General features: G+C 71.7%; 27 protein-coding genes, 1 tRNA gene and 1 pseudogene. 17 read left to right on the top strand and 12 right to left on the bottom strand.

Features of this window, described 5'->3' with window-relative positions; all coding sequences use genetic code 11:
• Positions 1–38 precede the first annotated feature (38 nt).
• On the bottom strand, positions 39–830 hold the full coding sequence (locus BCL76_RS33590) for an ATP-binding protein (RefSeq protein ID WP_375137994.1): 792 nt from the start codon (positions 828–830) through the stop codon (positions 39–41).
• Here BCL76_RS33590 and BCL76_RS33585 point away from each other — a divergent pair.
• The gene (locus BCL76_RS33585; protein WP_375137993.1) at positions 733–1,350 is read left to right on the top strand and encodes a LuxR C-terminal-related transcriptional regulator; all 618 of its coding nucleotides are present in this window, start codon (positions 733–735) and stop codon (positions 1,348–1,350) included. The genes BCL76_RS33590 and BCL76_RS33585 overlap by 98 nt on opposite strands.
• A 55-nt stretch (positions 1,351–1,405) precedes the next feature.
• On the opposite strand, the gene BCL76_RS33580 is transcribed toward BCL76_RS33585, so the two are convergent.
• The gene (locus BCL76_RS33580; protein ID WP_109783149.1) at positions 1,406–1,798 is read right to left on the bottom strand and encodes a MerR family transcriptional regulator; all 393 of its coding nucleotides are present in this window, start codon (positions 1,796–1,798) and stop codon (positions 1,406–1,408) included.
• Positions 1,799–1,848: 50 nt separating this feature from the next.
• Between BCL76_RS33580 and BCL76_RS33575 the strand changes: the two genes are divergently transcribed.
• Positions 1,849–3,144 carry an MFS transporter gene (locus tag BCL76_RS33575; protein ID WP_109783148.1) on the top strand — a complete coding sequence of 432 codons (1,296 nt, stop codon included), beginning with the start codon at positions 1,849–1,851 and terminating at the stop codon, positions 3,142–3,144.
• A gap of 163 nt (positions 3,145–3,307) precedes the next feature.
• On the opposite strand, the gene BCL76_RS33570 is transcribed toward BCL76_RS33575, so the two are convergent.
• Positions 3,308–3,511 carry a cold-shock protein gene (locus BCL76_RS33570; RefSeq protein WP_030384970.1) on the bottom strand — a complete coding sequence of 68 codons (204 nt, stop codon included), beginning with the start codon at positions 3,509–3,511 and terminating at the stop codon, positions 3,308–3,310.
• A 288-nt stretch (positions 3,512–3,799) separates the two neighbouring features.
• Here BCL76_RS33570 and BCL76_RS33565 point away from each other — a divergent pair.
• The 5 genes and pseudogenes from BCL76_RS33565 to BCL76_RS33545 all read left to right on the top strand — a co-directional run.
• Positions 3,800–3,873 (top strand) — tRNA-Met (locus BCL76_RS33565).
• Between the two features lie 318 nt (positions 3,874–4,191).
• Positions 4,192–4,689 (top strand): SigE family RNA polymerase sigma factor, encoded by a 498-nt coding sequence (locus BCL76_RS33560; RefSeq protein WP_258310057.1) that lies wholly within the window; start codon positions 4,192–4,194, stop codon positions 4,687–4,689.
• A complete protein-coding gene (locus BCL76_RS33555; RefSeq protein WP_109783147.1) occupies positions 4,682–5,119 on the top strand; it encodes a hypothetical protein in 438 nt (145 codons plus the stop codon). Before BCL76_RS33560 ends, BCL76_RS33555 begins: the two co-directional genes overlap by 8 nt.
• 129 nt (positions 5,120–5,248) lie before the next feature.
• Positions 5,249–6,487: a mannosyltransferase family protein gene (locus tag BCL76_RS33550; protein WP_109783146.1), complete on the top strand. Its 1,239-nt coding sequence runs from the start codon at positions 5,249–5,251 to the stop codon at positions 6,485–6,487.
• A pseudogene (locus BCL76_RS33545) lies at positions 6,475–6,878 on the top strand (helix-turn-helix domain-containing protein); the annotation flags it as partial. The gene BCL76_RS33550 and the pseudogene BCL76_RS33545, both read left to right, overlap by 13 nt.
• Positions 6,879–7,028: 150 nt before the next feature.
• On the opposite strand, the gene BCL76_RS33540 reads toward BCL76_RS33545, so the two are convergent.
• Complete coding sequence (locus tag BCL76_RS33540) at positions 7,029–7,460, bottom strand: VOC family protein (protein ID WP_109783145.1); 432 nt, start codon at positions 7,458–7,460, stop codon at positions 7,029–7,031.
• Positions 7,461–7,994: 534 nt separating this feature from the next.
• Between BCL76_RS33540 and BCL76_RS33530 the strand changes: the two genes are divergently transcribed.
• Positions 7,995–9,224 carry a serine hydrolase domain-containing protein gene (locus tag BCL76_RS33530; RefSeq protein ID WP_109783143.1) on the top strand — a complete coding sequence of 410 codons (1,230 nt, stop codon included), beginning with the start codon at positions 7,995–7,997 and terminating at the stop codon, positions 9,222–9,224.
• Positions 9,225–9,252: 28 nt separating this feature from the next.
• Here the strand turns inward: BCL76_RS33530 and BCL76_RS33525 are convergent, their stop codons facing one another.
• A complete protein-coding gene (locus BCL76_RS33525) occupies positions 9,253–9,660 on the bottom strand; it encodes a barstar family protein (RefSeq protein ID WP_109783249.1) in 408 nt (135 codons plus the stop codon).
• 470 nt (positions 9,661–10,130) lie between these two features.
• Between BCL76_RS33525 and BCL76_RS33520 the strand changes: the two genes are divergently transcribed.
• The 3 genes from BCL76_RS33520 (at position 10,131) to BCL76_RS33510 (ending at position 11,856) form a co-directional block, all read left to right on the top strand.
• Positions 10,131–10,586, top strand: a complete 456-nt coding sequence (locus BCL76_RS33520; protein ID WP_109783248.1) for a hypothetical protein — start codon at positions 10,131–10,133, stop codon at positions 10,584–10,586.
• 111 nt (positions 10,587–10,697) lie between these two features.
• Positions 10,698–10,928, top strand: a complete 231-nt coding sequence (locus BCL76_RS33515; protein ID WP_109783142.1) for an antitoxin MazE7 — start codon at positions 10,698–10,700, stop codon at positions 10,926–10,928.
• A gap of 97 nt (positions 10,929–11,025) precedes the next feature.
• The gene (locus BCL76_RS33510) at positions 11,026–11,856 is read left to right on the top strand and encodes a class I SAM-dependent methyltransferase (protein ID WP_109783141.1); all 831 of its coding nucleotides are present in this window, start codon (positions 11,026–11,028) and stop codon (positions 11,854–11,856) included.
• A 76-nt stretch (positions 11,857–11,932) separates the two neighbouring features.
• On the opposite strand, the gene BCL76_RS33505 is transcribed toward BCL76_RS33510, so the two are convergent.
• Complete coding sequence (locus tag BCL76_RS33505; protein ID WP_109783247.1) at positions 11,933–12,892, bottom strand: LysR family transcriptional regulator; 960 nt, start codon at positions 12,890–12,892, stop codon at positions 11,933–11,935.
• A 177-nt stretch (positions 12,893–13,069) separates the two neighbouring features.
• On the opposite strand from BCL76_RS33505, the gene BCL76_RS33500 reads away from it, so the two are divergent.
• A complete protein-coding gene (locus BCL76_RS33500; RefSeq protein ID WP_109783140.1) occupies positions 13,070–16,543 on the top strand; it encodes a M28 family peptidase in 3,474 nt (1,157 codons plus the stop codon).
• Between the two features lie 184 nt (positions 16,544–16,727).
• Here BCL76_RS33500 and BCL76_RS33495 read toward each other — a convergent pair whose 3' ends face one another.
• Entirely contained in the window at positions 16,728–17,006 is a 279-nt protein-coding gene (locus tag BCL76_RS33495) for a hypothetical protein (protein ID WP_109783139.1), read from the bottom strand.
• A gap of 95 nt (positions 17,007–17,101) precedes the next feature.
• On the opposite strand from BCL76_RS33495, the gene BCL76_RS33490 reads away from it, so the two are divergent.
• On the top strand, positions 17,102–17,491 hold the full coding sequence (locus tag BCL76_RS33490; RefSeq protein WP_181382848.1) for a response regulator: 390 nt from the start codon (positions 17,102–17,104) through the stop codon (positions 17,489–17,491).
• A 304-nt stretch (positions 17,492–17,795) separates the two neighbouring features.
• Entirely contained in the window at positions 17,796–18,446 is a 651-nt protein-coding gene (locus BCL76_RS33485; protein WP_109783137.1) for a DUF4360 domain-containing protein, read from the top strand.
• Here the strand turns inward: BCL76_RS33485 and cynR are convergent.
• A complete protein-coding gene (gene cynR / locus BCL76_RS33480) occupies positions 18,413–19,381 on the bottom strand; it encodes a transcriptional regulator CynR (protein WP_181382847.1) in 969 nt (322 codons plus the stop codon). The two genes, BCL76_RS33485 and cynR, sit on opposite strands and share 34 nt — an antisense overlap.
• A gap of 125 nt (positions 19,382–19,506) precedes the next feature.
• Between cynR and BCL76_RS33475 the strand changes: the two genes are divergently transcribed.
• A complete protein-coding gene (locus BCL76_RS33475; protein WP_109783136.1) occupies positions 19,507–20,124 on the top strand; it encodes a carbonic anhydrase in 618 nt (205 codons plus the stop codon).
• A gap of 81 nt (positions 20,125–20,205) precedes the next feature.
• Complete coding sequence (gene cynS / locus BCL76_RS33470) at positions 20,206–20,676, top strand: cyanase (protein ID WP_109783135.1); 471 nt, start codon at positions 20,206–20,208, stop codon at positions 20,674–20,676.
• Positions 20,677–20,699: 23 nt separating this feature from the next.
• Here cynS and BCL76_RS33465 read toward each other — a convergent pair whose 3' ends face one another.
• The 3 genes from BCL76_RS33465 to BCL76_RS33455 all read right to left on the bottom strand — a co-directional run bounded on the left by BCL76_RS33465 (position 20,700) and on the right by BCL76_RS33455 (position 23,597).
• Positions 20,700–21,965: a tryptophan 2,3-dioxygenase family protein gene (locus BCL76_RS33465; protein ID WP_109783134.1), complete on the bottom strand. Its 1,266-nt coding sequence runs from the start codon at positions 21,963–21,965 to the stop codon at positions 20,700–20,702.
• A gap of 329 nt (positions 21,966–22,294) precedes the next feature.
• Positions 22,295–22,708 (bottom strand): rodlin, encoded by a 414-nt coding sequence (locus tag BCL76_RS33460; RefSeq protein ID WP_109783133.1) that lies wholly within the window; start codon positions 22,706–22,708, stop codon positions 22,295–22,297.
• Positions 22,709–22,850: 142 nt separating this feature from the next.
• Complete coding sequence (locus BCL76_RS33455; RefSeq protein WP_109783245.1) at positions 22,851–23,597, bottom strand: class I SAM-dependent methyltransferase; 747 nt, start codon at positions 23,595–23,597, stop codon at positions 22,851–22,853.
• Between BCL76_RS33455 and BCL76_RS33450 the strand changes: the two genes are divergently transcribed.
• Entirely contained in the window at positions 23,596–25,152 is a 1,557-nt protein-coding gene (locus BCL76_RS33450) for an AMP-binding protein (protein ID WP_109783132.1), read from the top strand. The genes BCL76_RS33455 and BCL76_RS33450 overlap by 2 nt on opposite strands.
• Before the next feature lie 79 nt (positions 25,153–25,231).
• Here BCL76_RS33450 and BCL76_RS33445 read toward each other — a convergent pair whose 3' ends face one another.
• Positions 25,232–26,389 (bottom strand): serine hydrolase domain-containing protein, encoded by a 1,158-nt coding sequence (locus tag BCL76_RS33445; RefSeq protein WP_109783131.1) that lies wholly within the window; start codon positions 26,387–26,389, stop codon positions 25,232–25,234.
• Between the last annotated feature and the right edge of the window lie 379 nt (positions 26,390–26,768).

The raw sequence follows: 26,768 nt of genomic DNA, 5'->3' as shown, positions 1-26,768 counted from the left end.
CCCCGATCATGCCTCATCCCGCGGGGCTTGCGGATCGCTCACCCCGGCAGCGCGTCCTTGGCCACCAGGTGGGAGCCCGCGTAGCAGAGTCGGTAGAGGTCGACCTGGTCCAGGAGGTTGCCGTTCGAGCGGTAGTACGCGCAGTCCGTGCCTGGGGGTGCGGGCAGCGCCCGGACGGCGTCCGGTACGTACCGGAACGGCCGCTCCGGAAGGAGCCGAGCCACCTCGCCCCGGTTCTGGCCGGGGCGGAGGGCGGCGTAGTCCACGGGGCGCAGCACGCAGGTGGTCAGCTGCTGGGCCAGGAGGACGCAGGAGACGAGGGCCACGAGCCCGAGCCCGACCGGTGCGGCGAGGGCGGCGGCGAACCGGCGGCGGGTGCTGCGCCGGGCGGCGGTGAGCCGGAGCGCCGATTCCGGGGCATCCTCGGCCTCCTGTCGGGGCTCCGCGGTGTCTCTCGGGGGCTTCGGGTTCACCTGGTCCGGGAGCGTGGCGAGGACCTCGAAGCCGCCGTCGCGCGGGGCGGCGTGCAGCGTCCCGCCGAGGAGCCGTACCCGTTCACGCAGGCCGGTCAGGCCGCGATGCCCGGCGGCTCGCCCCGCGCCGGGCGGCGGGACGGCCGGCGGTCCGGTCGCCGGCCTCGCGGTCGGCGCGGCGGAGTTGGTCACCCGTACCTCGGTCCGGTCCGCCTGTCGGGCGATGCTGACGCGGACCGCGCTGCCGGGTGCGTGCTTGATGGCGTTGGTCAGGGATTCCTGGACCACGCGGTACGCGCTGCGGTCGACGAGCGGAGGAAGGACCCGAGCCGCCCCTTCCCGCCGCAGGTGCACCATGACCCCGGACTCCCGTGTTCGGGCGACGAGTTCCTCCACCGCGGCCGCCCGGATCCACCACGAGCTGCCCGGCACGGCGGTGATCATGCTGACCACCTTCGGCGAGGACGAGTTCATCGACCGCGCCCTGCGTGGGGGCGCGAGCGGGTTCCTGCTCAAGGCGGACGACCCCAGGGAACTGCTGGCGGGTGTGCACGCGGTGGCCGCGGGCGGCGCGTACCTCTCTCCGAAGGTCGCCGCCCGGGTCGTCGCCGGACTGCGCGACGGGCGGTCGACGGGCGCCTTGGTGGCTCGGCACGCCCTGGCAGGGCTGACGGAGCGGGAGAACGACGTCCTGGCGCTGCTCGGCGTCGGGCTGTCGAATGCCGAGATCGCCGCTCGTCTGCGGCTGGTAGAGGGGACGGTGAAGGCCCACGTCAGCGCGATCCTGGGGAAGCTCGGCGTACGGAACCGGGTGGAGGCGGCGATCGCCGCGCACGAGGCGGGGCCGGCCGAAAAGGCCCGTCGGACCGGACCATGAGCCGGGTCGGCCGGTGGTGACCCGGCCGGGCGGTGAGCCGTGACGGGCGTGTGGATCAGGTGCCGGGGCCGTCGTCGGAGAGCAGCGCGCACTTCTCGAAGTTCATGCATCCGCAGTCCAGGCAGTCGGCCACGGCGTTCCGCAGGATCTGCGTCTGCTCGATGAACCGGTCCAGTTCCGGGAGCTTGCTCTCGGCGAGGGCGCGCCACTGCCGGGTGGCGCCGCGCTCGGCGTCGCCGTCGAGCAGGCCCCGGATCTCGGCCAGGGTGAAACCGGCCCGCTGGGCCATCTTGATCAGCGCGATCCGCCGTACGGTACCGGCCGGGTAGACCCGCCGACCCGCGGCCCGTTCGGCGGGCGGCAGCAGGCCGACGCTCTCGTAGTAGCGCAGGCCCGAAGCATTCATCCCCACCTGCCGAGCGAGCTCACCGATCCCGAGCTGTCGCACCCGTCACTCCCCCTTGACTTCAAGCGCGCTTGAACCATGAGTCTGACCTGGTGACTCGCGTACGGACAACTCGCCTCCTCCCCCAGGCCTATCGGCCGCTGTTCGCCCATGCCGACTTCCGGCGGTTGCTGCCCGCACTGGCGGCCTCCGACCTCGGCGACGGGATGAGCGTGGTCGCCGTGGCGTGGCTGGCCATCGAAATCGCTCCCCCGGGGCAGTCCGGGATGCTCCTGGGTGCCGCGCTCGCCGCGTACGCGCTCCCCGGGGCCGCCGGAGCCCTGCTCTTCGGACGGTGGCTGCGCCGGCTTCCCGCCGGGCGGCTGCTGGCGGCCGACAGCCGGATCCGCGCGGCGCTCCTCGGCTGTGTGCCGCTGGCCTGGGCCGCGGGGGTGCTGCACCCGGTGCTGTACGTGGCCCTGCTGGCGGGCTCGTCCGTCCTGCACGCCTGGGGGAACGCGGGCAGGTACTCCTTGCTCGCGCAGATACTTCCGCCCGACCAGCGGCTGGCCGCCAACGCGCTGGTCAGTTCCAGTGTCTCGGCCTCCATCGTGGTCGGCCCCGCCCTCGCCGGGTTCTTGGCAGCGGTGATCGGTCCGGCCTGGCTCATCGGCCTCGACGCGTTGTCCTTCGCCGTGCTCGCCGCCCAGGTCGGACGGCTGCGGGGCGCGGCGGCCGGGCGGGGCAAGGAGGACGGGGAGCCGGCGGCGGCCGCGCCGGTCGACGCCGACCGGTCGGCGGCAGGCCTGCGACTGCTGCGCAAGCAGCCCGAGCTACTCGGTGTGCTCGCCCTGACCTGGTTCTTCAACTTCCTCTACGGGCCGGCGGAGGTCGCGCTCCCGTTGCACGTCACCGACGACCTGCACGCCGGGGCGGGCCTGCTCGGGCTGTACTGGACGCTGTTCGGAGCGGGCGCGGTGCTGGGCGGCCTGGCCGCGGGCGCCCTGCGCCGGTTCCCGCTCTGGCCGGTGACCCTGGGGATCGTCGCCGGGTGGGGGCTGGCGCTCGTACCCTTCGGTCTCGGCGCGCCCGCGGTCGTCACCCTGGCCTGCTTCACCCTCGGCGGCCTGATCTACGGTCCGTTCACGGCGCTGTCCTACACCCTGTTCCAGGAGCGCACCCCGGCCGCCGCGCTGACCACGGTCCTCGCCGCCCGCAGCGCCGCCCTCCTGACCGCCGGACCGGTGGGTACCGCGCTCGGCGGCCCGCTGATCGCGCTCCTCGGCCCCCGGCAGGTGCTGGCGGCCTCCGGGCTCGCGACCGTCGCGCTCGCCGTGATCGGCGCCGCGATCCGCGTCCGGGGGCTGCGGCGCGTCAGAACCCGTCCGCCGCTGAGACGGCCGGCCTGATCCCGTCCGCAGGGGTCACCCGTTCGGGGAACCAGGGAAACGAAACAGGGCCGTGCGGCGTCGCCGCACGGCCCTGTTCTTCCCCGCGGCCCGTTCAGCGAACGGGCGGGGCGGGGAAACGGTTCTCCGGAGCCCGGCGGTCAGGCCGGGCCGTCGTCCGGGATCAGGCGGGGGTGATGTTCTCCGCCTGCGGGCCCTTCTGGCCCTGCGTGATGTCGAAGGTCACGGCCTGACCCTCCTGGAGCTCACGGTAGCCAGAGGCGTTGATCGCCGAGTAGTGGGCGAAGACGTCCGGGCCGCCGCCGTCCTGGGCGATGAAGCCGAAGCCCTTTTCCGAGTTGAACCACTTCACAGTTCCCGTAGCCATGTTCATGCCTTCCCGTTGACGTACGTCTTCCACACGGCGTGGAAGACGGAGGTGATCGCCCTGGTCCTACGGCACAACACAGCAAAACTGCCCACACCAGAAGGCACGGGCAAGGCACTTGGAACCACGACAGCTACCCGTGAAGGTACACGCCTGCACGCACTGTCACCAGGGGGAATGATCTCGCCTTCGGGGCGAGATTCAGCCCTTTCGCGCACACTCCGGGCGCGACCGCGGAGAAATGCGTCGAGCACCGCCCTCGGGATGCCGTACTGTGAGGTCTACCGACGCGGGGTGGAGCAGCTCGGTAGCTCGCTGGGCTCATAACCCAGAGGTCGCAGGTTCAAATCCTGTCCCCGCTACTGCACGGAAGGGCCCGGATCCTCATGGATCCGGGCCCTTCTGCTGCGCCGGGCCCATTTCCTCGCGTTCCGCGCGCCGCTCGGCGCGGCCGTCGGTGTCAGGGGACCCCGTAGGCCCGGGTCCGTTCACCCGGTGGAACGGTGGCGCCGCCGCTCCGCCCCGCCGTGGCCGCCACGACGATGAGTACCCCGCGCGCTTCCCCGACCCACCGCCCGTGTGACGGCACTCACACAACGATCTGTCGTCCGGTGTCGACCGGATGGGGTGCGGGGGGCGTATGCCCGGTGAGAGGGACACATGGATTCAGGAGCGATTTTTTGACCATCGAGGAGTTCGAGGAGTTCTACGCGCAAGCGGCAGGACGGCTCACAGGACAGCTCTACGTGATGCTCGGTGACCACCACGAGGCGCAGGACGTGGTGCAGGAGGCCTTCGTCAGGGGATGGGGCCGCCGGCGCCAGCTGGACCGGGACGGCAGGCCCGAGGCGTGGATCCGTACGGTCGCGTGGCGGCTCGCCGTCAGCCGCTGGCGCGGGCGTCGGCGCACCGCCGACGCATGGCAGCGGACCGCCCCGGCCGGCCACGTGGAGGGGCCCGGGCCGGAGGCGGTGGCACTCGTCGAGGCACTGCGGCAACTACCCCTGAAGCAGCGCCGGACCATGGCGCTGCACTACGTGTGCGATCTGACGGTCGAGCAGATCGCCGCCGAGACCTCGCTGTCCGCGAGCACGATCAAGACCCACCTGTCCCGGGGTCGGGTCACGCTCTCCCGCCATCTGCAGGACCCCCGCATTGAGGAGGCTCCCGATGCCTGACTCCCATGACCCGCTGCGGTCCCTGTTCCGGGAGGCGGCCTCCGCCGGGCAGGCCGCGAGCACGACCCCGCCCGTCGCCGTCATCGAACGGCGGGGCGAACGGCACCGCCGACACCGGATCATCGGCATCGCCGCCGCCTGTCTGCTGGTGCTCGCCGGATCCGGTGCCGCCGTGTCCGCGCTCCTTCCGGGGGAGCCGGTTCCGACCCTGCCCGCGACCACCCCCTCTCCCGTGGCCCCGTCCCCGACGTCCGCGCCGTCCCCGCCGTCCAACTCGACGACACCGACGTTCAACTCCGCGCCGCCGCCGCGCACCACCACATCGCCGCCGCCGAGCAACAGCATGATGCCGCCGAGCAACACGACGGCGCCGCAGGGCCATCGCACCGGGACCGTGAACCCGAGCACGTCCGCGACTTCCCCGCGGTAGGAGCCCCTCTCCTCCTCCCGCTCCACCTCCGTCCAGCTCCCCCTCCGCCCGCAGCACATCGCCCGTGGACACCGGCCCGCACCAGGGCCGGTGACTCCGCACGCCTTCAGACGGCCAGGAGATACCGATATGCCCGTTTCAACCCCCAGGCGACCGGTCGAGTTCCCCGACTCGCCCACCACCTGGCCGCCGGTGCACGAGACCGGCCGACGCCCCCGTCGCTCCCTCCCCCCGTTCCTGCGCCTCGGCCCGGGTGAGCGCGAGGTGATGTGGCTGTACCTGCTGACCCGTATCGGCATCTGGGCCACCGCCGGCGCCGTCAGCTGGCTGTTCCCCACCGACGGCGAGGCCCGTGAACCGGCCTCGCTGCTCGCGCCCTGGCAGCAGTGGGACTGGTGGTTCTACCTCCACATAGCCCAGGACGGGTACTTCCCCGGCCAGGCCGGACCCTGGACGGCCGGCTGGGACAACCGCGAGGCCTTTCTCCCCGGCCTCCCCCTCGTCCTGCGCGCCGTCCACACCGTGGTCCCCGACTGGGCCGTGGCCGGAGCGCTGATCTCGTTCGTCTCGGGAGGCGTCGCCGTCCTGGCTCTCGCCCGGATCGCCCGTCATCACCTGGCCGACCTCGAAACGGGCCGCCGTGCGGTGGCCTTCCTGCTGCTCTCGCCGTGCGCCGTGTTCCTCGCCGCCGGCTACACCGAAGCGCTGTTCCTGGCGCTGGCCCTGCCCGCGTGGCTGGCGTCGCAGCGCCAGAACTGGCCGGCCGCCGCGATACTGGCCTGCCTCGCCAGCTCGGTCCGCGTCACAGGGCTGTTCCTCGCGGCCGCCCTCGCCCTCCACTTCGTCCTCACCGCCCGTGGTCGCACCGCCTGGCGTTCGGCCCCGTGGCTCGTGCTGCCCGCCCTCGCCCCGGCGCTCTACAGCTGGTACCTGCAGACCCGGACCGGGGACTGGATGGCCTGGAAGCACTCCCAGGAACGCGGCTGGTACCGGGACTTCCACACACCGTGGGACGCCTGGGCGAACACCTGGGACGCCGCCTTCCAGCACACCCACCCCACCGGTTACGCGCTGATGTGGCAGGCGGAGCTGCTGGCCATGGTGGTCGGCGTCGTTCTGCTGGCCCTGCTGATCCGAGGCCGCCGCTGGCCCGAGGCCCTGTACATCGGCCTCACGCTGTGGGCCCTGGGCACCTCGTACTGGTACACGTCCATCCCCCGCTCCACCCTCCTGTGGTGGCCGCTGTGGATCGGCCTGGCCTCCTGGAGCCTGAAGCGCCCCCGGATACAGACCGCCTACCTCTACGTCGTGGCCCCCCTGTCCACCGCGGTCGCCATCACCTATCTCACCGGCCGCTGGGCCGGCTGAGGGTTGTCCCGCAGGTGATCTCGCTCTGCAAAGGGCGCCGTGGGCCGTGGGGTCTGCCGCTGGAGGACCCGGGTGCTGTTGGTCGTCGCTGACCGGCGCACGAACCTGACGATGCGCCGACTCGCCCCGCTGCTCGGCATCTCGAAGTCGGCGGCCGACCGCATCATCGACCGGCTCGAACTACCGGTTCCCACCGACCAACAGGTCGTCATGAACGCGGATACCCGCCTGGTCGTCGTGGTCGGTGAGCCTGCCCGGCCATCGCAACGACTGCCGGGCGCGGGAGGAGTCCGGCGCGAAGGCCGCAGTGGGCGAGACCCTCACGAGGGCCGACGGCGGCCGTCCGGGCACCGGCCTCCTCATGCCCCACCGCCGCACCCGGGCGGAGAGCTGCCGGGCTGGAAGCGCGCCGACACGCCACGCTCGGCACCGCCCGACCGCACAACCTCGCTCCCATGGGACAGCTCCCGCCGCATGGGGGACCTGAGAGGTCCCCGGGAGACGGCTCACCCCTCGCAATCCCGGAGGCGAATCAGGCGAATCAGGCGAGGCAGAACTCGTTGCCCTCGATGTCCTGCATGGTGATGCACGACTCGTTGACGGCATCGGCGCGCTGCGTCAGCACGTGCTTCCCGCCGAGCTCCATCAGCCGTGCGCATTCGGCTTCAAGTGTTGCCAGGCGCTCGTCACCTACGAGGCCGGTGCCGACCCGCACATCGAGATGCACGCGGTTCTTGGCGACCTTGCCTTCGGGAACTCGCTGGAAGAGCACGCGCGGGCCCACACCCGAGGGATCGGTGCACGCGAAGTAGACCTCATCCTCAGGCGGAAGCGAGTGGTGGTACTCCTCCCACGTGGTGAAGCCCTCCGGGACTGTCGGCACCACGTACCCCAGCACCTCGCACCAGAAGGCGGCGAGGCGCGCGGGTTCCGCGCAGTCGAAGGTCACTTGGAACTGCTTGATCGTTGACATCGACGCACGATAACAGGGGTCCCGCTCACCTCCCTGGGCGGGCGGAACCACACGTTGCCGGGAGGACGGCCCCCTGCCGTCCCCTGCTGTGTCGTGCGGTCACAGGGGTGCACCGAGGTCGGCGCCTCTCCCGAAGGGCCACACCGTGTACGCGCTCTTCGACCACTTCTGCGATCTGAGCGATCAGGCCGGCCTGCCGTGGTCGCTGCTGCGGCGGCCCCGTCGGCCCAGGTGCTGGTGTCCAATGATCACTCGGCCTGGAGCGGGCTGCATGACGCCGGTCATCGCCTGCCGCCCCGGCGCCGAGCAGCCTCAGTACGGGGCGGAGGACGAGCACGTCGTTCCATGACCGCGGCCGGATGATCAGGGCGGCCGCGACGGCCGTACCGAGGAAGGCCCGGCCGCGCCTGTCGTCGCGGGTCGCGACGGACCGGGAGGGCCGCGTCGTCGCGCCGACTGGCCCAACCCGCGCGGCGGGCGTTCCATCGAAAGGTGGGCCTTGTCCCGAGGGGCTCTTCGCGGCAGGAGATCGCCATGATCGGAGTCACGACCGCGCACCCGGGCCGGGCCCGGACGGCGCTCCTGTGCGCCACCGCCCTGCTCGGTACGGTCCTGCCGGCCGGTGGCGCGTGGGCGGCGACCGGGGCGGGCTCCGCGGCCGCCTCGTGCGTGGCGTCCCCCGAGCCGTCCGGCGGCGAAGCGAAGCAGATCCTGGACATCGCCAAGGCGGCGCAGAAGGAACTCGACCTGAACGCTGTCGTGCTGCGGGTCACGCGCGACGGGCGGGAGATCGTCACCGGGGCTCTCGGCGAGTCGATGACGGGGGTCCCGGCTACTGCGGACATGCACTTCCGGGCCGGCTCGGTGGCCATCGTCTACATGGGCATCGCCATGCTGCAACTCGTCGAGGAAGGCAAGGCCGAGCTCGACGACCCGATCTCGCGCTGGCTCCCCGACGCCCCGCACGCCGACAAGATCACCTTGCGGATGCTCGGTGCCTCCACCTCGGGCCTGCGCGATTACGTGCCGGACCCGAAGTTCCTCGCCGCCCTGTACGCCGACCCGTTCCGCCAGTGGACCCCCGACGAGCTCGTGGGCATCTCCGCCGCCCACCCGCTGCTGTACGAGCCCGGGACCAGCTGGAGCTACTCCCACGCCAACTTCGTGCTCCTCGGGCAGGCCCTGGAGAAGATCTCCGGCATGCCGCTGGCCAAGGTGATGGAGCGGCAGATCACAGGGCCCGCCGGGCTGGACAACACCCTCAACAGCTTCACGCCCCAGATCGAGGAGCCCGTCCTGCACTCGTTCGACGCGGAGCGCGGCAAGTACGAGGAGTCCACCTACTGGAATCCGTCCTGGACCACGGCCCCCGGCGCCGTCCTGAACACCCACATCTGCGACCTGGCCCGTTCGGCCGAGGTGGTGGGTACGGGGGAACTCCTCTCGCCGCAGAGCTTCAAGGTCCAGCTCGACCCGGGCACGGTGGGTCTGGGCGGCAACACCCCCGGCTGCGCGCCCAAGGACTGCTTCCGCCAGCTCCCGGCCCGACACTTCGGCTACGGGGTGATCGTCCAGAACGGCTGGATCCAGTCGAACCCGTCCTTCGCTGGATACGCGGCCATCCAGGCCTACCTCCCGAGCGAGCACCTGGCCATCGCGGTGTCCACGACGGTGGGCCCGAAGGGCCCCGAGACCAACACGGCGCAGACCATCGCCGCCCGCATCGCCGCGGTCCTCGCGCCCGAGAACTCCCTGACGGGATGATCACCCGTCCCCGGCCCCGTCCCCCGTCCTACTCGTCCTCACACCGGCGCAGCTGTTCCGACAGGTTCGCAACGGATGCCTCCGCGCAGGACAGGACGATCACGAGCCTGCTGAGATCGACGCCGTCGAGAGGCCTGGTGTGGGACCATCGCCGCCCTGCCCTCAACAGGGTCCTGAAGAGCAACTGTTGTCCGGCGGTATCGCCCGGCAGTATCTCGTCCGCGGCCTCGATGATGAGGACGTAGTGCTCTGCGGGCAGCCAGTGCAGATCGCGCAGACAGTCGAAGAGGGCGTTCCAGTTCCACCCGAAGTAGTCCGGCAGCCTGAGCCCGTCGTAGAACTGCAGGAAGACCGCGTCCGCGTCCCCCATCTCACGGCCGTCGAGGCGCACCACGTACGTCGTGCCGGTCCTGGGCAGCAACAGGTCCACAGGCATGGCGCCTTGCTCCGCGACAACATGCGTCCAGGGCGCGATCTGCACACCCTCACCTCCCCCACCGCCGGCGCGGTCCGAGCCGCAGCCCAGATCGTCTCATTCGGATCGTGGGCGTCCGAGCCCGCCAGGTACGGTCCCGGGCAGTGCGGGCCCGACCGGGTCCGCACAAGTGGGCCCGAGTCCGAAAATGGAGGCGACCGACGACGCAGGGGCCGAGCTCTGGTACTCCTATCCCCTGGTCGGCGACGACCTGGAGGCCGAGGTACGGCTCGCCCGCCCGGTCGGTGGGGACGAGGGTCTCCGTGCACGTCCACGGGATCGCGACGGCCGAACCGGAGCTCCGGGCGGACACCTTGCTGACCGCCTTCGCGCAGGGATGAGCCCGAAGCGGGGCGCCGAGGGGTAGGACCCCCGCGTGACATCGGACCGGTGGCCCGCCGCGATCGCAGTCGTGCGGCATGATCTGGATCATGACGCATCCCTCCCTGCCGACCACCGAGTCGGCCGTCGTCGCAATACGGGCCGTCGCGGCCGAGTACCGGCTGACCGTGGCCGTCACCGACGACATCGGCGCCGACCGGACGTCGCGGCGGACCTCCGCGGCCCCCTTCGCCGTCGTCGACCCCGACGGGTCCCTGCCGCACGAGGCCTTCGTCGAGCTCGGCGGCAGCCCCGCCGTCAGCGTGCAGATCTTCCCCGAGGACGACGCGAAGATCACCGTCGACGGGGTGGAGTTCCACGACGTCCCCCGGGACTCCGTCCCGGCGTTCCTGCGGTCCCTCTACGGCGGACTGGCCTTTGTGAAGGGCCGGTTCTTCCCGCCCGGCTACTGGCTCCACGTCCCCCTGCCGGGCGATGTGACGTACCGGGAGAGCGTCGGGGGCCCCTCGCTCACGCCCTGGCTCTCCGGCCGCGTCCGCGCCTGAGGCGCCACCGCCGCACCGCGACGACCGCACCGGAGCGGGGCCGTTCCCCGCAGGCAGCACGCCTGCGGGGAACGGGCCCCCGACCGGTCACCGGGCGCGCATACTCGGAGCATGGCCGACACCACCACCGTCGAGGTCGACACCGAAGTGCGCGACCGCCTCGCCGCGCTCGCCGCTGACCGCGGACTGAGCCTGCGCGCGTACCTCGCCGAACTCGCCACAGCCCAGGAGAACGAGGCCGCGCTCGCCCGGGCCGCGCGCGCCTTCGAGAGGGCGTTGGAGCGGCCCGGCTTCCGCGAGGGCTTCGCCCGTGACTTCGGCCGCCTGGCGTCCCGCGACTGATCCGGCGGGCGGCCCGTGCGGCCGCCGACGGGCCGGGTTCGTGAAACGTACCTATGCTCGGAGAAGGGGCTGCCCCGAGCGCTGGAGGACGGCTGTCATGACCGAGGCGAGCGACGCGGCCCAGGTGGACCGCACCCTGAAGGCCCGGCACCGCGCGATGTGGGCGTTGGGCGACTACCAGTCGGTGGCCTCCCACGTCATTCCGCAGCTGGGGGCCGTGCTGGTGAAGGAGTGCGGCGTCCAGCGCGGCGACCGGGTGCTCGACGTCGCCGCGGGTTCGGGCAATGCCGCCATTCCGGCCGCCCTGGCCGGGGCCGATGTGGTGGCGTCCGACCTCACTCCCGAGCTGCTGGAGATCGGCCGGCACCTGGCCGCCGTACGCGGGGCCACGTTGGAGTGGCGGGAGGCGGACGCCGAGCACCTGCCTTTCGCCGACGGCGAGTTCGATGTCGTGATGTCCTGCGTCGGCGTCATGTTCGCCCCGCACCACCGGCCCGCCGCCGAGGAGATGCTGCGCGTCTGCCGCGCCGGCGGTACCGTCGGGCTGATCAACTGGACCCCGCAGGGTTTCGTGGGCCGAATGTTCGCCACGATGAAGCCGTACGCGCCCCCGCCGCCGCCGGGAGCCCAGCCGCCCCCGCTGTGGGGGGACGAGGAACACGTGCACGAGTTGCTCGGCGACGCGGTCACCGACGTGGTCTCGAGCCGCCGGACGGTGCGCGTGGACCGCTTCACGGGGCCCACGGACTTCCGGGAGTTCTTCAAGGCCTGCTACGGGCCGACCGTCGCCGTCTACCGTGCCGTCGCCGATGATCCGGACCGGGTCGCCGAGCTGGACGCGGCCCTCGACGCCCTCGCCGCCGAGCACACGGTGGACGGTGTCATGGAGTGGGAGTACCTGCTGCTGACGGCCCACCGCCGGAGCTGACCGCGGGCGAACGACACCCCGCGCCGCCCACCTCGCGCGCCGCCCACATCACGCCGACATCATCGAGCCCCACCGGTCAGTCGAGCACCGGGTGCACCTCCGGGTGGGCGTCCCACCACTCCTTGTGGAAGGGGTTGTTGTCCACGTTGGCCAGGTAGGCGCGGGCCGCGGCCCGGTAGAGCAGTTCCGCCTGCCCCGCCGAGAGCGCGGCCCGGCTCCAGGCGAGGCGGATGCGGCCGATGATGGGGGTGCCGACGAGCGGGCGCATCACCGTACCCTCGCCCGACGGGGCCGTCGGCTGGCTCAGCGCCACGGCGCGACCGGCGGCGATCAGGTCGTGCTGCATCTTGCGGTCGGTGATGCGGTAGCGCAGTGAGGGGCTGAATCCGGCCTTCGCGCAGGCGGTGACGAGCGCCTCGGGGCCACCGTCGTCGTCCTCCACGAGTGTCATCCACGACTCCCCGGCCAGGTCGGCCAGTTCGATGCGGTCCTTGCCCGCGAGCGGGTGCCGGGCGGACAGCCGGATGCAGAACGGCTCCTTGGGGATCAGTGTCCTGGCCAGGGTTCCTTCCGGCAGCGGCACCTCGTGGCCGTTGACCTCCCCGTACACGATGGCGTCGTAGCGTCCGGCGCCGAGCAGTCGCGCCAGCACGGTGACCGAATCCTCCAGGTCCACGGCTATCTCCCGGCCTGACATGGACAGGTCGGTCTGGGCGAGCAGGCCGTCGAGCAGGACGAGCATGATGCAGCCCAACCTCAGCGGGCCGCCGGTCGACATGGCGCGTGCCTGCGCTCCCAGGGCGTCCATCTCGCTGAGTACGCGACGCGCCTTGGCCAGCACGAACTGCCCCAGGGCGGTGGGTTCCACCCCACTGCGGCCCCGTACGAAGAGCTCGCCCCCGGTGACCCGTTCGATGCGGCGCAGCTGGGCGGAGAGTGCGGGTTGGGACACTCCGAGCCGCCGCGCCGCGCCCCCCAGGCTGCCCGCCTCCGCGATCCGGCAGACGGCTTGCAGATGCCTCAACTCCAGCTGCATCCGGGCAGCGTACGAGTCGGGCCGTCGCGGCACCATAACGCGGGCCTTATGCCTCACGAGATGTCCCAATCTCGTCATGTTCACGCTCATACTCGGCCGCGAACGACACTCATCCCCGACCCCCCACGATCGGAGTGGACGTTGCATCCCAGCAGATGGACGGCGGCCGTGGCAGCGATGGCGCTGACCGCGAGCCTCGCCGGCGCTCTGGCCGGGACGGCATCGGCGGCGCAGCAGGCGCAGCCCACCCCGTCCCAGAAGGACACACCCGCGGCACGTGCGGTCGCGGCCGCCGACCAGGCCGTCGACAGCGGCCTGGACTCCCTGGTCAACTCCTCCCAGGAACAGTACGAACGACGACTCGTCACCCCTTGGGTGAAGGACCTCTACTCCGTCTCGTACGAGCGCAACTACCGCGGCCTGCCGGTCGTCGGCGGCGACGCGGTCGTGCTCGCGGACGGTACCGGCAAGGTACGCGCCCTCCAGTCCGCCTCCTCCGTGCGCATCGACGTCTCCACCCAAGCGTCGGTCTCCGCGAAGGACGCCGAGTCCACCTCGCGGGCGAAGCTGGTCTCGGTCGACAAGGTCGAGAGCAGCCGGCTCGTGGTCCGCCTCAAGGACGACAAGCCGGTGCTGGCGTGGGAGACCGTGCTGAGCGGCCGTACCAGGACCGCGCCCAGCAGGCTGCACGTCTTCGTGAACGCGCGGACCGGCGCCTTCGTCGACAGCTACGACGAGGTGGTCGCGGGTACCGGTAACAGCAAGTGGAACGGGCCGGGCCCGGTCACCATCGACACCACCGCCTCGGGCTCCACGTACACGCTGCGCGACCCGGTCCGGACCGGCCTGAGCTGCGCCGACTACAGCACCGGCACGGTCTTCTCGAAGTCCTCCGACTCCTGGGGCACCGGCAACCCCACGAGCAAGGAGACCGGCTGCGTCGACCTGATGTTCGCGGCGCAGAAGCAGTGGGACATGCTCTCCCAGTGGCTGGGCCGCAACGGCGTCAGCGGCAACGGCCGCAGCTTCCCCGCCAAGGTGGGCCTGAGCGATCTCAACGCCTACTGGGACGGCAGTTCGGTCACCATCGGGCGCAACAGCGCCAACGAGTGGATCGCCGGCATCGACGTGGTGGCCCACGAGTACGGGCACGCCATCGACTCCAACACCCCGGGCGGCACCAGCGGCCAGGAGTCCGGGCTCGGTGAGGCCACCGGCGACATCTTCGGCGCGCTGACCGAGGCCTTCGCCAACGAGCCGGCCCCCTACGACACCCCGGACTACACGGTCGGCGAGGTCATCAACCTCCAGGGCCGGGGTCCGATCCGGAACATGTACAACCCGCCGGCGGTCAACAACGACCCGGCCTGCTACAGTTCCGCGATACCCGGCACCGAGGTGCACGCGGCAGCCGGCCCGCTGAACCACTGGTTCTACCTGCTGGCCGAGGGCACCAGCCCCGGCGGCGGCAAGCCGAACAGCAGCACCTGCAACGGCACCTCGCTCACCGGTGTCGGAGTGCAGAACGCCGGCAAGATCTTCTACGGCGGCATGCTGCTCAAGACCAGCAGCATGTCGTACAAGAAGTACCGTACGGCGACGCTGAGTTCGGCCAAGTCGCTGGACGCCACCTGTGACCTCTTCAACAAGACCAAGGCCGCCTGGGACGGCATCAGCGTACCCGCCCAGAGCGCCGATCCGACCTGTACCCCGAGCGGCCAGAACAACGACTTCTCGATGTCGCTGAGCCCGTCCTCGGGCACCGTCCAGCAGGGCGGTTCCGTCACCACCACGGTCGGCACCACGATCACCACGGGCAACGCCCAGTCGGTGACGCTGACCGCCTCCGGCCTGCCGGCCGGGGTGAGCGCCACCTTCAACCCGGCCTCCGTGCAGTCCGGCCAGTCCTCGACGCTGACCCTGACCGCCACCGCCAACGCGGCCCCCGGTGCCTCCACGGTCGTCGTCAAGGGCCAGGGCGCGAGCCTTTCCCACACCGTCGACTACGCGCTCAACGTGGGTGGGACCCAACCCGGCAACGACCCGCCGGACATCAACGTCGCCGACGTGCAGGCGCACCTGACCCAGTTCAACACCATCGCGAGCCAGAACGGCGGCCACCGCCGGGCGGGCAGCGCCGGCTACACCCAGTCGCTGGCGTACGTGAAGGGCAAGCTGCAGGCGGCCGGTTACACCGTCACCGAGCAGAGCTGCACCTCCTGCACCTACCCGTCGAACAACCTGATCGCCGACTGGCCGGGCGGCCCCGCCGACCAGACGGTCATGTTCGGCGCCCACCTCGACAGCGTCTCGGCCGGCCCCGGCATCAACGACAACGGCTCGGGCTCCGCGACGCTGCTGGAGAACGCCCTGGTCCTCGCCCAGAAGAACCCGACGATGACCAAGCACGTGCGCTTCGCCTGGTGGACCGACGAGGAGCAGGGCCTCAACGGCTCCGAGTTCTACGTCAACCAGCTGAGCAGCGCCCAGCGCAGCGCCATCAAGGGCTACTACAACTTCGACATGGTCGGCTCCACCAACGGTGGCTACTTCATCAACAACGTCAACTCCACCACCGCCGCCCCGCTGAAGGCGTACTGGACCTCGCTGAACCTGGCGCCCGAGGAGAACACCGAGGGCCAGGGCCGCAGCGACGACTACTCCTTCCAGCAGGCCGGCATCCCCACCTCCGGCTACGCGGCCGGTGCCAGCGCCCGCAAGACCTCGGCGCAGGCCACGAAGTGGGGCGGCACGGCCAACGCCGCCTACGACTCCTGCTACCACAGCTCCTGCGACACCACGAACAACATCAACGCCACGGTGCTGAACCGCAGTGCCGACGGTGTCGCCTACGCCGTCTGGAAGCAGGCGGTCGGCGGTGAGACCCCCGCGCAGGACTTCTCCGTCTCCGTCAGCCCGTCCGCGGGCAGCGCGGCCCCCGGCGGTTCCACCTCCGCCACGGTCAACACCGCCACCGTGAGCGGCGCCGCCCAGACCGTCGCGCTCGCCGTCTCCGGCGCGCCCGCCGGTGTCACCGCGACGCTCAGCCCGACGTCCGTCCAGTCCGGCAGCTCCTCGGCGCTGTCGGTCCAGGTCGGCGCGAGCACGGCGCCCGGCACCTACACCCTGACGGTCACCGGCTCGGGCACCGTCAGCCACACCAGCACCTACTCGCTCACCGTCACCGGTGGCGGCAGCTGCACCCCGCGCCAGCTCGTGGCCAACGGCGGCTTCGAGAACGGCTCCAGCCCGTGGAGCGCGACCACCGGCGTCATCACCAACCAGTCCGGTCAGGCCCCGCACGGCGGCAGCTACAAGGCGTGGCTGGCCGGGTACGGGTCCACCCACACGGACAGCGCCTCCCAGACGCTGACCATCCCGTCGGGCTGCTCCACGTACCGGCTCGGCTTCTTCCTCCACATCGACACGGACGAGGACGAGAGCGTCGTCTACGACCGGTTCACCGTCTCGGTGGCCGGCCAGACCCTGGAGACCCTCTCCAACCTGAACGCGAACTCCGGCTATGCGGAGAAGTCCTACAACCTCTCGCAGTTCGCCGGCCAGACCGTCACCCTGAAGTTCACCGGCACGGAGGACCAGTCCCTGCAGACCTCCTTCGTCGTGGACGACGTCACCCTCCAGGTGAGCTGACGCCCGCCTGAGCACCGACCGCTTCGAGCCCGGCCCGGTCCCCGCACCACGGGGGCCGGGCCGGGCCCGTCGCCTCCCCTACCGTGCGTGCGCGGACCGTGCGGCACCGAGCGCGGCGACGGACCGGCCCGCCACCGGGAGCGCTCCGGCACAGGTGGTGACACGGGACCGTCCGTCTCCCCCGTCAGTGCTTGCCGCGGCCCTGCTCGGGGGCGATCATGGCGATCAGCCCGTAGTCCAGCTCCGCACCGTCGACGAGCAGGGCCTCGACCGTGCGCGTGCTCGGGTCGATGTCGGCCTCCACGCCCTGCCCTCGGTAGCGGGGGTAGCCGGAGGCGCCTGTCTCGCCGGTCGCCTCGACCGTGGCCACCCGCAGGGCCCGGTCGGCCGCGGACTCGCCGCGCAGGTTCTCGATGTGCTCGGGCACCAGCAGGATCTCGAAGCGCTGCGGCTCTGTGCTCATGGATCGAAGCTACCGGATGAGGTGCCCCGGAGCGGGCGTGCACACGCCCCGCCTCGTAGGCTCTGCGGGACCCCCACCGGATGAAGAGGAACGACATGAGTGGCGACACCCCGAGCAGGATCCTCCTCGTGGCGAGGGAGACCACCCTCAAGGGCCTGCTGGAGCGCCTCCTCGTGTCCCGGGGATTCGCCGTGGTCGACGGCGGCACCGGCGTGGACACCGTCTCCCTGCTGGGCAGTGCCGGACCGATCGATCTGGTGATCTGCGAGCGCACCGGGCCGGGTCTGGACGAGGTGGCGCTGTTCGAGGAGATCCGCCGGCACCCCGATCACGGCAGGGTGCCGATCCTCGCGCTGCCGCCCGCCGATCCCGAGTGCACGGTGCACGCGCTGGAGGCCGGTGTGAGCGACTGTCTCGCCAAGCCGTTCCATCCCACGGAGTTCATGGCCCGCGTCGAGCGGCTGGCCCGGCCGGCCACGGCCTGATTCCGCTCTTCGGGCTCCGGCCGGTCGTCCGGATCCGGCCGGTCCGGGCCGGGGAGCGCGATTGGCCGGAGATCGCCCTGGTCCGGCCCGCTCAGTGTTCCTACGATTCGGTCACCCGGTCTTCACCGACCGGGACTTGTCAGGGGCATGCCCAGATTCCCCTTCCTGGGCCTACCCCGTTCCACCCTGCACACCGGTCTGTGACGACCCGGCCCCGCTCTGGCCGGCCGCACCCCCCACCCTCCGGCACGCGGGCACCCCCGCCTGCGCGCCGCCCGGTACCGAAGCAGTGGAATGGAGAACCATGTCCGGCGGATTCCTCGTGAGCGGCGCGATCGGCGCCCTGCTCACCGCCACCCTCCCCACCCACGCCACCCCCTCCACCATCGTGGACCCGCCGCCCGACCGGATCGTGATCGAAGTCGCCACGGTCAACGGATCCGGGTGTCCCAAGGACACCGCGGAGGTCGCCGTGTCCCAGGACAACACCGCCTTCACCGTCACCTACAGCCAGTACCTCGCCCAGGTCGGCGGCGGCGCCCCGCCCACGGCCGCGCGCAAGAACTGCCAGCTCAGCCTGATCGTGCACGTGCCCAGCGGCTTCACCTACGCGATCGCCAGCGCCGACTACCGGGGCTACGCCTCGCTGGCGTCGGGCGCCAAGGCCACCGAGAAGGCCTCGTACTACTTCCAGGGCTCACCGGACACGGCCGCGCGCACCCACAACTTCAGCGGCCCGCAGGAGGACAACTGGCAGGCCACGGATGTGACCGACTGGGCCCAACTGGTCTGGGCGCCGTGCGGGGTGCAGCGGAACTTCAACATCAACACCGAGCTGCGCGTGACCAGAGGCACCTCGTCCCCCTCGTCGACCAGCTACATGACGATGGACTCCACCGACGGCAGCATCAACACCATCTATCACCTGGCCTGGAAGGAGTGCCCCGGCAAGTGATCCACCCCGCTCCCGGCCGCCTCCCGCTGCGCGTGCTCGCGCAGCGGGGGGCGGTAGCCCCGGTCGCGGACCAGGCGGGCGGTGAGCTCGGTGAAGGCCCGGGCCGCGGCGCTCTCGTACGCGCTCTCCCGGCGCAGCAGGGTCACCGTCCGGGACGGGAGGGCCGGGTCCAGCGGTACGGGGCGCAGGTACGGGTGGTCGTCCGTGACGGCGTCGGGCAGGACGGTGGCCAGCGTGGTGCGCCGGACGATCTCGGTGAGCGCCTGGACGGAGTTCGCCTCGACCGCGATGTGCGGCCGGACCCCGTGGGCGGCGAGATAGGCGTCGACGTGCTCGCGGGTGGCGAAGTCCCCGCTGAGCAGTGCCAGTCGGCGGGCCGCGAGGTCTCCCACGGGTAGCGGGCCGGGGTCTGCGCCGGCGGCGGTGACCAGCCCCAGGGTCTCGGTGAAGAGCGCGGTCGCCGCGATCCCGGGCAGGTGCGGCCCCGCGAAGGCGAGACCGAGCTCGTGCTCGTCGGCGAGCAGCCCGGCCTCGATCCGGTCCTGGGGCATCTCCCGGACCTCCAGGGTGATGCCGGGGTGGGCGGTGTGGAGCGCGGCGACGAGCGGGCCGACGAGGTACGCGGTGAAGGTCGGGGTCAGCGCGAGACGCAGGTGACCGCGGGAGAGGTCGGCCAGGTCCAGGACGGCGCGCTCGGCCGCGGCCAGGTCCCGTAGGGCGCCGCGCGCGTAGTGGACGTACGTCGCCCCCGCGTCGGTGAGCCGCACGGCGCGCCCGGTCCGGTCCAACAGCTGCACGCCGACGGTGCGTTCGAGCTGCTTCACCTGCTGGGACAGGGTGGGCTGGGAGATCCGCAGTTCTTCGGCGGCGCGAGTGAAGCTGCCGTGTTCGGCCACGGCGATCAGATAGCGCAGGTGACGCAGTTCCAGAGCCATGAGCTCGACTATAGATGGCATCGATGGCAGATATGGATAGTGCGTCTTGGACACAATAGATGCAGGTCATGCATGGTGGAACACGTCAAGCCCCGCAGGGGGCGCATCCCACTCGGGGAGTGACCATGCAACGAACCACACATGCCGTGCCTGCCCCGCTCGCTCTCGCGGAGGGCGTGGCCCGTTTCCGGCGCGAGGTGTTTCCGGCCAAGACGGACCTCTTCGCCCATCTGGCCACCGTGCACCGGCCGACGACCCTGTTCATCGGCTGTTCGGACGCCCGCGTGGTGCCGGAACTGATCACCCAGAGTGAGCCGGGCGAGCTGTTCGTCGTCCGTACCGCCGGAAATCTCGTCCCCGCCCACACATCCGGACCGGACGGGGTGGCGGCGAGCATCGAATACGCCGTCGCCGTCCTGGGCGTCACCGGCATCGTCGTGTGCGGGCACTCCGCCTGCGGGGCGATGACCGCCCTGGCCGAGGGCGCCGACCTGAGCGGCACCGCCTCCGTCGCGGGCTGGCTGCGCCACGCGGACGCCTCGGTGGCCCGCACCGCACAGCAGTCCGGTCCCGACCGGCTGTCCGCCTTGATCCGCGAGAACGTCCGCGCCCAGCTCGCCCATCTGGCCACCCACCCCTCGGTCGCCCACGCGCTGACGGCCGGGACGCTCACGCTGCACGGCTGGGTCTACGACATCCGCTCCGGCGCAGTCACGGACGTCGGCCCCGCTGCGGCCGGCTGACCCGCCCCCAGCGCCGCCCCCCTCGCCCTGCCCCTCACCCTGCCCCTCATCCTCATCTCCCCCTCTCCGAAGGACACCTTGATGTTGCACGCCCAGTTCGACCCCACCGCCCGCCAGGCCCTGGCCGTCACCGCCGTCGACGCCAAGACCCGCAAGGACCTGTCCTGGCAGCAGCTGGCCGACGCGGCCGGCCTGTCGGTCGCGTTCGTCACCGCCGCCCTGCTGGGCCAGCACGCCCTGCCCGAGGCCGCCGCGAAGGCGGTCGCCGACCTGCTGGATCTCGACGAGGACGCGGTACGGCTCCTGCAGACCGTCCCGACCCGCGGGTCGATCCCCGGCGGCATCCCGACCGATCCGACGATCTACCGCTTCCACGAGATGCTGCAGGTCTACGGGACCACCTTGAAGGCCCTGGTCCACGAGCAGTTCGGGGACGGCATCATCAGCGCGATCAACTTCAAGCTGGACGTCCGGAAGGTCGCGGACCCCGAGGGCGGTGAGCGCGCGGTCATCACCCTGGACGGTAAGTACCTTCCGACCCGACCCTTCTGACGCCTTCAGGCACTTAAGGCGCTTCAGGCACGCTCGCCGAGCTGCCAGAAGAGCCGGTTGTCCAGGCACTCGGCCAGGTAGGGGACGCCCGCGGTGCCACCCGACCCGTGCGCCCCGCCGAGCATGCGGGTGGCCAGGCTCCGATGCGTGGATTTCCAGCGCTGGTGCCGCTCCTCCAGCCCGCCGAGCGCGCCGCGGAAGCGGTTCCACTCGGCCTCGCCGAAACAAGCCGAGCGACGCAGGTCCAGATAGGCGCGGACCACCGTGTCGTGCCCCTCGCCCTCCGCCTCGGCCCGTACCGAGGGGACCTGGGTGAAGGCCCCCGACGTCAGGCGCGCGGCGGTCGGGAGGCCGCACAGGATCTCGAAGCGCTTGTACTGCTCGGACTGGATGGCACTGGCGCCCTGGGTGAACCGCCGGAAGGCGGAGAAGTGTCCGGGTCGCATGGTGGCCACCAACCGGAACAGTGCAGAGGCCCGGTCGAAGAGACCGGTGGCACGGTCCACGTGGTCGGCCGCAGCCACCGGCCGGCCGGCGCGCAGTGCCCCGATCGCCTCCCGTACGTCCGCCGCGATCGCCGTGAAGATCATTTCATGGGCCTGCAGCGCTCTGATGAAGAAGTACTCGTCGTGCAGCACGTACACAGGCTGGACGGTCACGTCGAACCAGTGGCCGCTCCCGGTGGCCGTGGGTCGGGGAAGGAGCTCGGCGACCTCGGCCCAGCGGGACGACGGCACGTGGGCCGCTCGGGACGTCAGGTCCTCGGCATCCGGTACGCGGGGGTCGTCCGCCACGAATCGCAGCGCGTGGTGCAGCCGCTTGCGCAGGGTGACCGGGTCCGGCGGATCCCGGTCCACCGCTTCCCTGGATCCGTGCGGCTCCCGCAGCTCCCGCGGTTCCCACGCCTGGTCCTCCGCCTGGAGCTCGAAGCGTATGACGTCGGATATGAGCAGCGTGGCCATGTGGTTGGGGTCCGGCGCGTCGTGCGTCTCGCCCAGGAGGAGCTCCAGCAGCGGCAGGGACAGGTAGGTCCGGTTCCAGTAGCGCCCCTGGTGCTTGTCGAGCACGCACTCGAGGAACGCCTGGAGGTGAGGCCGGCGGTCCGGCGTGCGGGGGGTGTGGATCTCACCGAGCCGATGCAGCAGGGTCTGCGGCAGGAAATGCTTCCCGGTCCGCCGTACCTCTCGTGTGACGGTGCGGGCAAGGTGTATTCCGTCCTGGTCACCGTCGGCTCCGTCCACGTGCCCGACGGCCGTCCAGCGGTCCGTCCCTGCGGGTTCCGGATTCATCGACACTCGCCTCCTGGACCTGGTGGGCCTCACGCCGTCCGGGTGAAGCGGGAGATTCCAGTGGGCATGATCGGAACACCGCCCGTCATGTCTCGAACATTCGTGTCTTGACAAGGGCGACAGGGCCCGCGACACACGCAGAGCCTCCGGCCCGGTCGGGCAGGAGGCTCTGTGCCATGCGGTTCGGTGCCCACCCAGGCGGCCGGGTGGGCCGCCGCGCGCCGGTGGATGAGGCGGATCCGTGGAACCGTGGATCCGGTGGAACAAGCCGGGGCCCCGTGGGCACTCGCGCAGGCGTCGGAGGCCCCGGCTCGCACAAGGGGACTGCGTCAGCTGTTGGCCGAGACGTTGCCCGACAGGACCGGGATGTTGTCCAGGATGTGCGAGAGCGGCTCGTCGCCCTTGGCCTGGGTGGAGTTCTCGGTGCACTGCTGGTTCTGCGGGTTCGACAGGACGTTGACGTCCTGGACGCCGACGTTGGCGAGGACCGCGAGCAGCGACTGGGCGTTGACCTTGACGGGCAGGCCGATGCAGGGCTTGTTCAGGGTGCCCTGGACGACGCCGAGCTGCGGGCTCAGGTCACCGCGGGTCTCCTGGTTGCCGTAGATCTGCTGGGCGTTGTTGCCGTTGACGGTGTTGATCCCGTTGTCGTTGCCGATGGCCATGGCCGGGGCGGCGAGGGCCGCGCCCGCGCCGACGATCGACGCGGTGACGGCGGCGGTGGCCATGAACTTCTTGATCATCAGTGGTCCTTATGTCGCACGAGTGCAAAGTGACAAGCACCTTGATCAACGGCCGTGCGGACCACAGGTTGCGACGCTTCACCCGAACGGCCCCGTGGGCCGCGCCGGAGGCGACGAGCGGGGGCGGACGACGCATGAGGTGCTACCGGGTCTCGCGCCCCCGGACAGCCACGCTCAGCTCGACGACGTAGTGCTCCTCCACCCATCCGTCCGGGAACCGGTCCATGAGGAGGGCGCGTTCGTCCTCCAGGAACGCGTCCGTGCCGGGCTCGCCGATGAGGAACAGGGAGTGGGTGGACAGCTTGGCCATATGTGTGTCGACCGGGACGCGACGCGACCACGCCAGCCGACGGTCGGTGAAGCGCAGGCCTTCCTGGGAGAGGGCGCGCTCGTTGATGTACCAGCCCGGGCCGAACCGCTCCTCGATCCGGTTCTGCTGATCGGAGATCCAGTCGACCCCGGTGTCCGGATCGTTCTGCCACACCGCCAGGGCCCCGCCGGGCCGCAGCACGCGCAGGGCCTCGGGGACGGCGTGCGCCGGGTCCGTCCAGTGCCAGGACTGCGCGTACGTCATCAGGTCCAGGCAGCCGGAGGCCAGGGGCAGCCGGTTGCCGTCCGCGCGGATCAGCGGGGTGCCGGGGTTGCGGCGCCGGAACTCCTGCGCCATGCCCTCGCCCGGCTCCACCCCGACCACCAGGGCCCCGCGGGCCTCCAACAGGGCTGTGGCGATTCCCGTTCCCGCCCCGACGTCGGCGACGCGCGCCCCCGCCAGCGGGAAGCCGGCCATGTCCGCCAGCGTGTCGAAGAGCGCGGGCGGGTACGCGGGGCGATGGGCCGCGTAGCGTGCGGCCGCGGAGCTGAAGGAACGAGCACGGGATTCGTTCGTCATGGCGTCCATGATGCCGGTGTCCCGGAGCGACGCGGAGAGGCAGTCCCCCATGATCGCCGCGCGGTATGTCACGTCGCTGGTAGGGGCGTTGGAGCGGTACGCCGAGCAGCCCGCGCTCGGCGTCGGCCCGGGCGTCCTCGGATTCCAGCAGGTGCTCGACGGGGCCCGCCGGTTGGCCGGGGTGCTCGCCGGGGCGGGAATCGGGCGTGGCTCGGGACTGGCCTGCGTCACGGGCACGAACCGGCCGGAGGTGCTGCTGGTACGGATCGCCGCGCACCTGCTGGGCGCGCGACTGACCCAGGTGCTCGCCGGGCCCGCCCTGTACGGGCTGGACTTCGTGCTGCGGGACTGCCGGCCGGACCTGGTCGTACACGATGTGCCTGTGCCCGGGACCGGGGCGCCCCGGCTCCAGCTGGCCGAGCTGCTCCGCCGGGCCGCCGAGCACGAGCCGGGCATCGTGCCGGTGCGGGCCCGGGAGGACGACGTGGCGCGGGTGACGTACACGGGCGGGACCACGGGGCGGCCCAAGGGGGTGGCCTCGACCTTCGGGGCGATGGCGGCCCGGAACACCGGACGCGCGGCTGTCCGGGCGGGGTCGGTGTACCTGTCGGTGACCTCGCTGGCGCAGCGGTCCGGTGGGCGGTGCCTGGAGCAGTGGCGGTCCGGGGGCCGGGTCGAGATCCTCGAACCGTTCACACCTGCAGGGTTCGCGGCGGCCTGTCGGCGTCTGGGGCCGGTGGCCACCTACCTGACGACCTCGATGGTGTACCGGCTGCTGGACGACCCGGCGACCGCCCACGGTGTGCCCGGGCTGGAGGCGGTCTCCTACGGCGATTCGCCCGTCCACCCCGAGCGGCTGCGCGAGGCGGTGACCCGCTGGGGCGGTCGGTGGCGCCAGGGCTACGGCACGAACGAAGCGGCGGTGATCTGCCGACTCACCCCCGCCGACCACGACGCGGCGGTGGGCGGACGGCCCGAACTGCTGGCGTCGGTGGGACGTCCCGTCGCGGGGGTGGAGGTGGTGGTACGCGACGAACGGGGTGCCACGGTGGCGGCCGGCCGCACGGGCGAGGTGTGGACGCGGTCGGCGGCGATGATGACGGGGTACTGGGGCCGGCCCGAACCGACGGCGGGGGTACTGCGGGACGGCTGGCTCCGGACGGGGGACCTCGGGCACTTCGGGATCGACGGCTACCTGTTCCTGGACGACCGGCTCGACGACGTGGTGATGGTCCACGGGGACAATGTGTACTGCGTGCCCGTCGAGGCCGCGCTCGCCCGGCACCCCGCCGTCGCCCGGGCCGTGGTGGTGGGGCGGCACAGCGACCTCACCGGGGAGGAGGTGTGCGCCTTCCTGGTACCGGCGGCGGGGTACGAGCCCGACGACGGGATCGCCGCCGCGGCCTGTGACCTGGTGGAGAAGGACCTGGCGCCGGCGCACCGGCCGACCGCCGTGTTCTGGGAACGGGTGGTCCCGCTGACCGCGCGCGGCAAGCCGGACAAGCGCCGGCTGCGCGAACGGGCGGCGGGGGCGGCGGCGGATCGGCGGGCGTAGCAGCCGTGCGGCGTAGGGGTTGTGCGGCGTAGGGGATGTGCGGATGGTCGCCGTGGGGCGGTCGGTCAGGGACGGTCGGTCAGGGGCGGGCGGCGGCATAGGTCCAGAACTGCCGCATCACCTCGGGCGAGGCGGGCCCGGCCAACTCCCGCTGGGTGAGCAGCAGGGTGATCGTCCCGGTGGCGGGGACGATGTGGGCGGCGGTACCGGTGCCGCCGATCCAGCCGTAGCGGCCCGGTACGTTCCACGGGGCGAGGCGCGCCACGTCGACCGAGCCGCCGAAGCCCCAGCCCTGTCCCTCGAGGAAGAGGCTGCCCGCCGCGCGCTGCGGCGCGGTGAGGTGATCGGTGGTCATCTGCCGTACCGAGTCCGCCGAGAGCAGTCGCCGGCCGCCCCCGTACGAGCCTCCCGCGAGCAGCATCCGGTTGAAGGCGTACAGGTCGTCGACGGTGGAGACCAGGCCGCCCGCGCCGGACGGGAAGGCGGGCAGGGTGCTCCACTCGCCGTCCGGTGTGTCCACGAGCTCCGGCCCGCCGCCGTCGGGGGCGGGCCGGTAGTAGCTGGTGAACCGGTGGAGTTGCCCCCGCGGTACGGCGAACGCGGTGTCCCGCATGCCGAGCGGCTCGAAGACGCGCTCGGCGAGAACGTCCTGGAAGGGCTGTCCGGTGGCCCGGGCGATCAGTACCCCGAGGATGTCGGAGCAAGTGTTGTAGAGCCATGCCTCGCCGGGCTGGTGAAGGAGCGGGATCCGCCCCAGGGCCGCCATCCACGCGTCCGGCGCCGCCACCTCCTGCGGCCTGGGCGGTCCCTGCTTCAGCGCGCCGAAGAGCGGGGCCACGGCAGGCAGCGAGAAGTCGGCGGGGAAGCCGTACCCGGCGCGGAAGGTGAGGAGGTCCGCGACGGTGATCGGACGGTCTGCGGGCACCACGTCGTCGAGCGGCGCGGCCGGGGTACGGACGACGGTCGGCGCCCCGAGCTCCGGGAGCCAGCGGGCCACGGGCACGTCGAGGGCCAGCAGTCCGTCCTCGACCAGCATCATGGTGGCCGCGGCGGTCACGGGCTTGGTGACCGAGGCGATGCGGAAGAGGGAGTCCCGGGCCATGGGCGCGGTACCGGCCGTGTCGACGGAGCCGACGGCCGCGACCTCGACGTCTTCGCGGTGTGCCACCAAGGCCACCGCGCCGGGCAGGGATCCGTCACCGACGTGGGTCTCCAGGAGACTGCGCAGGTCGCTCATCGTCCACCTTCTCGTACGTGCGAATGCTCGTAGGGAAGACTGCGGCCGGGCGCGGAACTCATCGGTCCGACACGACGGGTGCGCCACGACCGCGCCGGGCTGGGCGGGCCGGCGGTGGGGCCGCTAGTGCCGTGACCGGAAAGGTTTGCCGGGTTGCGGCGTCCGGTGCGGTGCATCGCAAGGCGGAGGGCCACGACTCGTACCGGACGTACTTGCGTGGTCCGACAACGCGGCGAGGTGCCGTGCCCGGCGTCGCGACCCGGTGAACCTTGCCGGTCACGGCACTAGGTTCTGTCTCTTTGGTCATCGCCGTGCCCAGATGAGGATGGCGGCGAGGTGGAGTGCGGCCTGGTAGGAGATGGCGAGTTTGTCGCATCGG

The sequence above is a fragment of the Streptomyces sp. CG 926 genome (genome assembly GCF_003148825.1).
In the GTDB taxonomy this organism is placed as follows: domain Bacteria; phylum Actinomycetota; class Actinomycetes; order Streptomycetales; family Streptomycetaceae; genus Streptomyces.
The sequence above is the reverse complement of the archived record's forward strand: the minus strand, read 5'-3'. Positions and strand labels throughout refer to the sequence as shown.

What these genes read in the sequence shown, in the direction of transcription:
- BCL76_RS33585 (WP_375137993.1), top strand. Translation starts at nt 733, where the DNA reads ATGGCGTTGGTCAGGGATTCCTGGACCACGCGGTACGCGCTGCGGTCG.
- BCL76_RS33590 (WP_375137994.1), bottom strand. Translation starts at nt 830, where the DNA reads ATGGTGCACCTGCGGCGGGAAGGGGCGGCTCGGGTCCTTCCTCCGCTC.
- BCL76_RS33570 (WP_030384970.1), bottom strand. Translation starts at nt 3,511, where the DNA reads ATGGCTACGGGAACTGTGAAGTGGTTCAACTCGGAAAAGGGCTTCGGC.
- BCL76_RS33555 (WP_109783147.1), top strand. Translation starts at nt 4,682, where the DNA reads ATGCCTGACTCCCATGACCCGCTGCGGTCCCTGTTCCGGGAGGCGGCC.
- BCL76_RS33550 (WP_109783146.1), top strand. Translation starts at nt 5,249, where the DNA reads ATGCCCGTTTCAACCCCCAGGCGACCGGTCGAGTTCCCCGACTCGCCC.
- BCL76_RS33540 (WP_109783145.1), bottom strand. Translation starts at nt 7,460, where the DNA reads ATGTCAACGATCAAGCAGTTCCAAGTGACCTTCGACTGCGCGGAACCC.
- BCL76_RS33530 (WP_109783143.1), top strand. Translation starts at nt 7,995, where the DNA reads ATGATCGGAGTCACGACCGCGCACCCGGGCCGGGCCCGGACGGCGCTC.
- BCL76_RS33525 (WP_109783249.1), bottom strand. Translation starts at nt 9,660, where the DNA reads ATGCCTGTGGACCTGTTGCTGCCCAGGACCGGCACGACGTACGTGGTG.
- BCL76_RS33520 (WP_109783248.1), top strand. Translation starts at nt 10,131, where the DNA reads ATGACGCATCCCTCCCTGCCGACCACCGAGTCGGCCGTCGTCGCAATA.
- BCL76_RS33515 (WP_109783142.1), top strand. Translation starts at nt 10,698, where the DNA reads ATGGCCGACACCACCACCGTCGAGGTCGACACCGAAGTGCGCGACCGC.
- BCL76_RS33510 (WP_109783141.1), top strand. Translation starts at nt 11,026, where the DNA reads ATGACCGAGGCGAGCGACGCGGCCCAGGTGGACCGCACCCTGAAGGCC.
- BCL76_RS33505 (WP_109783247.1), bottom strand. Translation starts at nt 12,892, where the DNA reads ATGCAGCTGGAGTTGAGGCATCTGCAAGCCGTCTGCCGGATCGCGGAG.
- BCL76_RS33500 (WP_109783140.1), top strand. Translation starts at nt 13,070, where the DNA reads ATGGCGCTGACCGCGAGCCTCGCCGGCGCTCTGGCCGGGACGGCATCG.
- BCL76_RS33495 (WP_109783139.1), bottom strand. Translation starts at nt 17,006, where the DNA reads ATGAGCACAGAGCCGCAGCGCTTCGAGATCCTGCTGGTGCCCGAGCAC.
- BCL76_RS33490 (WP_181382848.1), top strand. Translation starts at nt 17,102, where the DNA reads ATGAGTGGCGACACCCCGAGCAGGATCCTCCTCGTGGCGAGGGAGACC.
- BCL76_RS33485 (WP_109783137.1), top strand. Translation starts at nt 17,796, where the DNA reads ATGTCCGGCGGATTCCTCGTGAGCGGCGCGATCGGCGCCCTGCTCACC.
- cynR (WP_181382847.1), bottom strand. Translation starts at nt 19,381, where the DNA reads ATGGCTCTGGAACTGCGTCACCTGCGCTATCTGATCGCCGTGGCCGAA.
- BCL76_RS33475 (WP_109783136.1), top strand. Translation starts at nt 19,507, where the DNA reads ATGCAACGAACCACACATGCCGTGCCTGCCCCGCTCGCTCTCGCGGAG.
- cynS (WP_109783135.1), top strand. Translation starts at nt 20,206, where the DNA reads ATGTTGCACGCCCAGTTCGACCCCACCGCCCGCCAGGCCCTGGCCGTC.
- BCL76_RS33465 (WP_109783134.1), bottom strand. Translation starts at nt 21,965, where the DNA reads ATGAATCCGGAACCCGCAGGGACGGACCGCTGGACGGCCGTCGGGCAC.
- BCL76_RS33460 (WP_109783133.1), bottom strand. Translation starts at nt 22,708, where the DNA reads ATGATCAAGAAGTTCATGGCCACCGCCGCCGTCACCGCGTCGATCGTC.
- BCL76_RS33450 (WP_109783132.1), top strand. Translation starts at nt 23,596, where the DNA reads ATGGCGTCCATGATGCCGGTGTCCCGGAGCGACGCGGAGAGGCAGTCC.
- BCL76_RS33455 (WP_109783245.1), bottom strand. Translation starts at nt 23,597, where the DNA reads ATGACGAACGAATCCCGTGCTCGTTCCTTCAGCTCCGCGGCCGCACGC.
- BCL76_RS33445 (WP_109783131.1), bottom strand. Translation starts at nt 26,389, where the DNA reads ATGAGCGACCTGCGCAGTCTCCTGGAGACCCACGTCGGTGACGGATCC.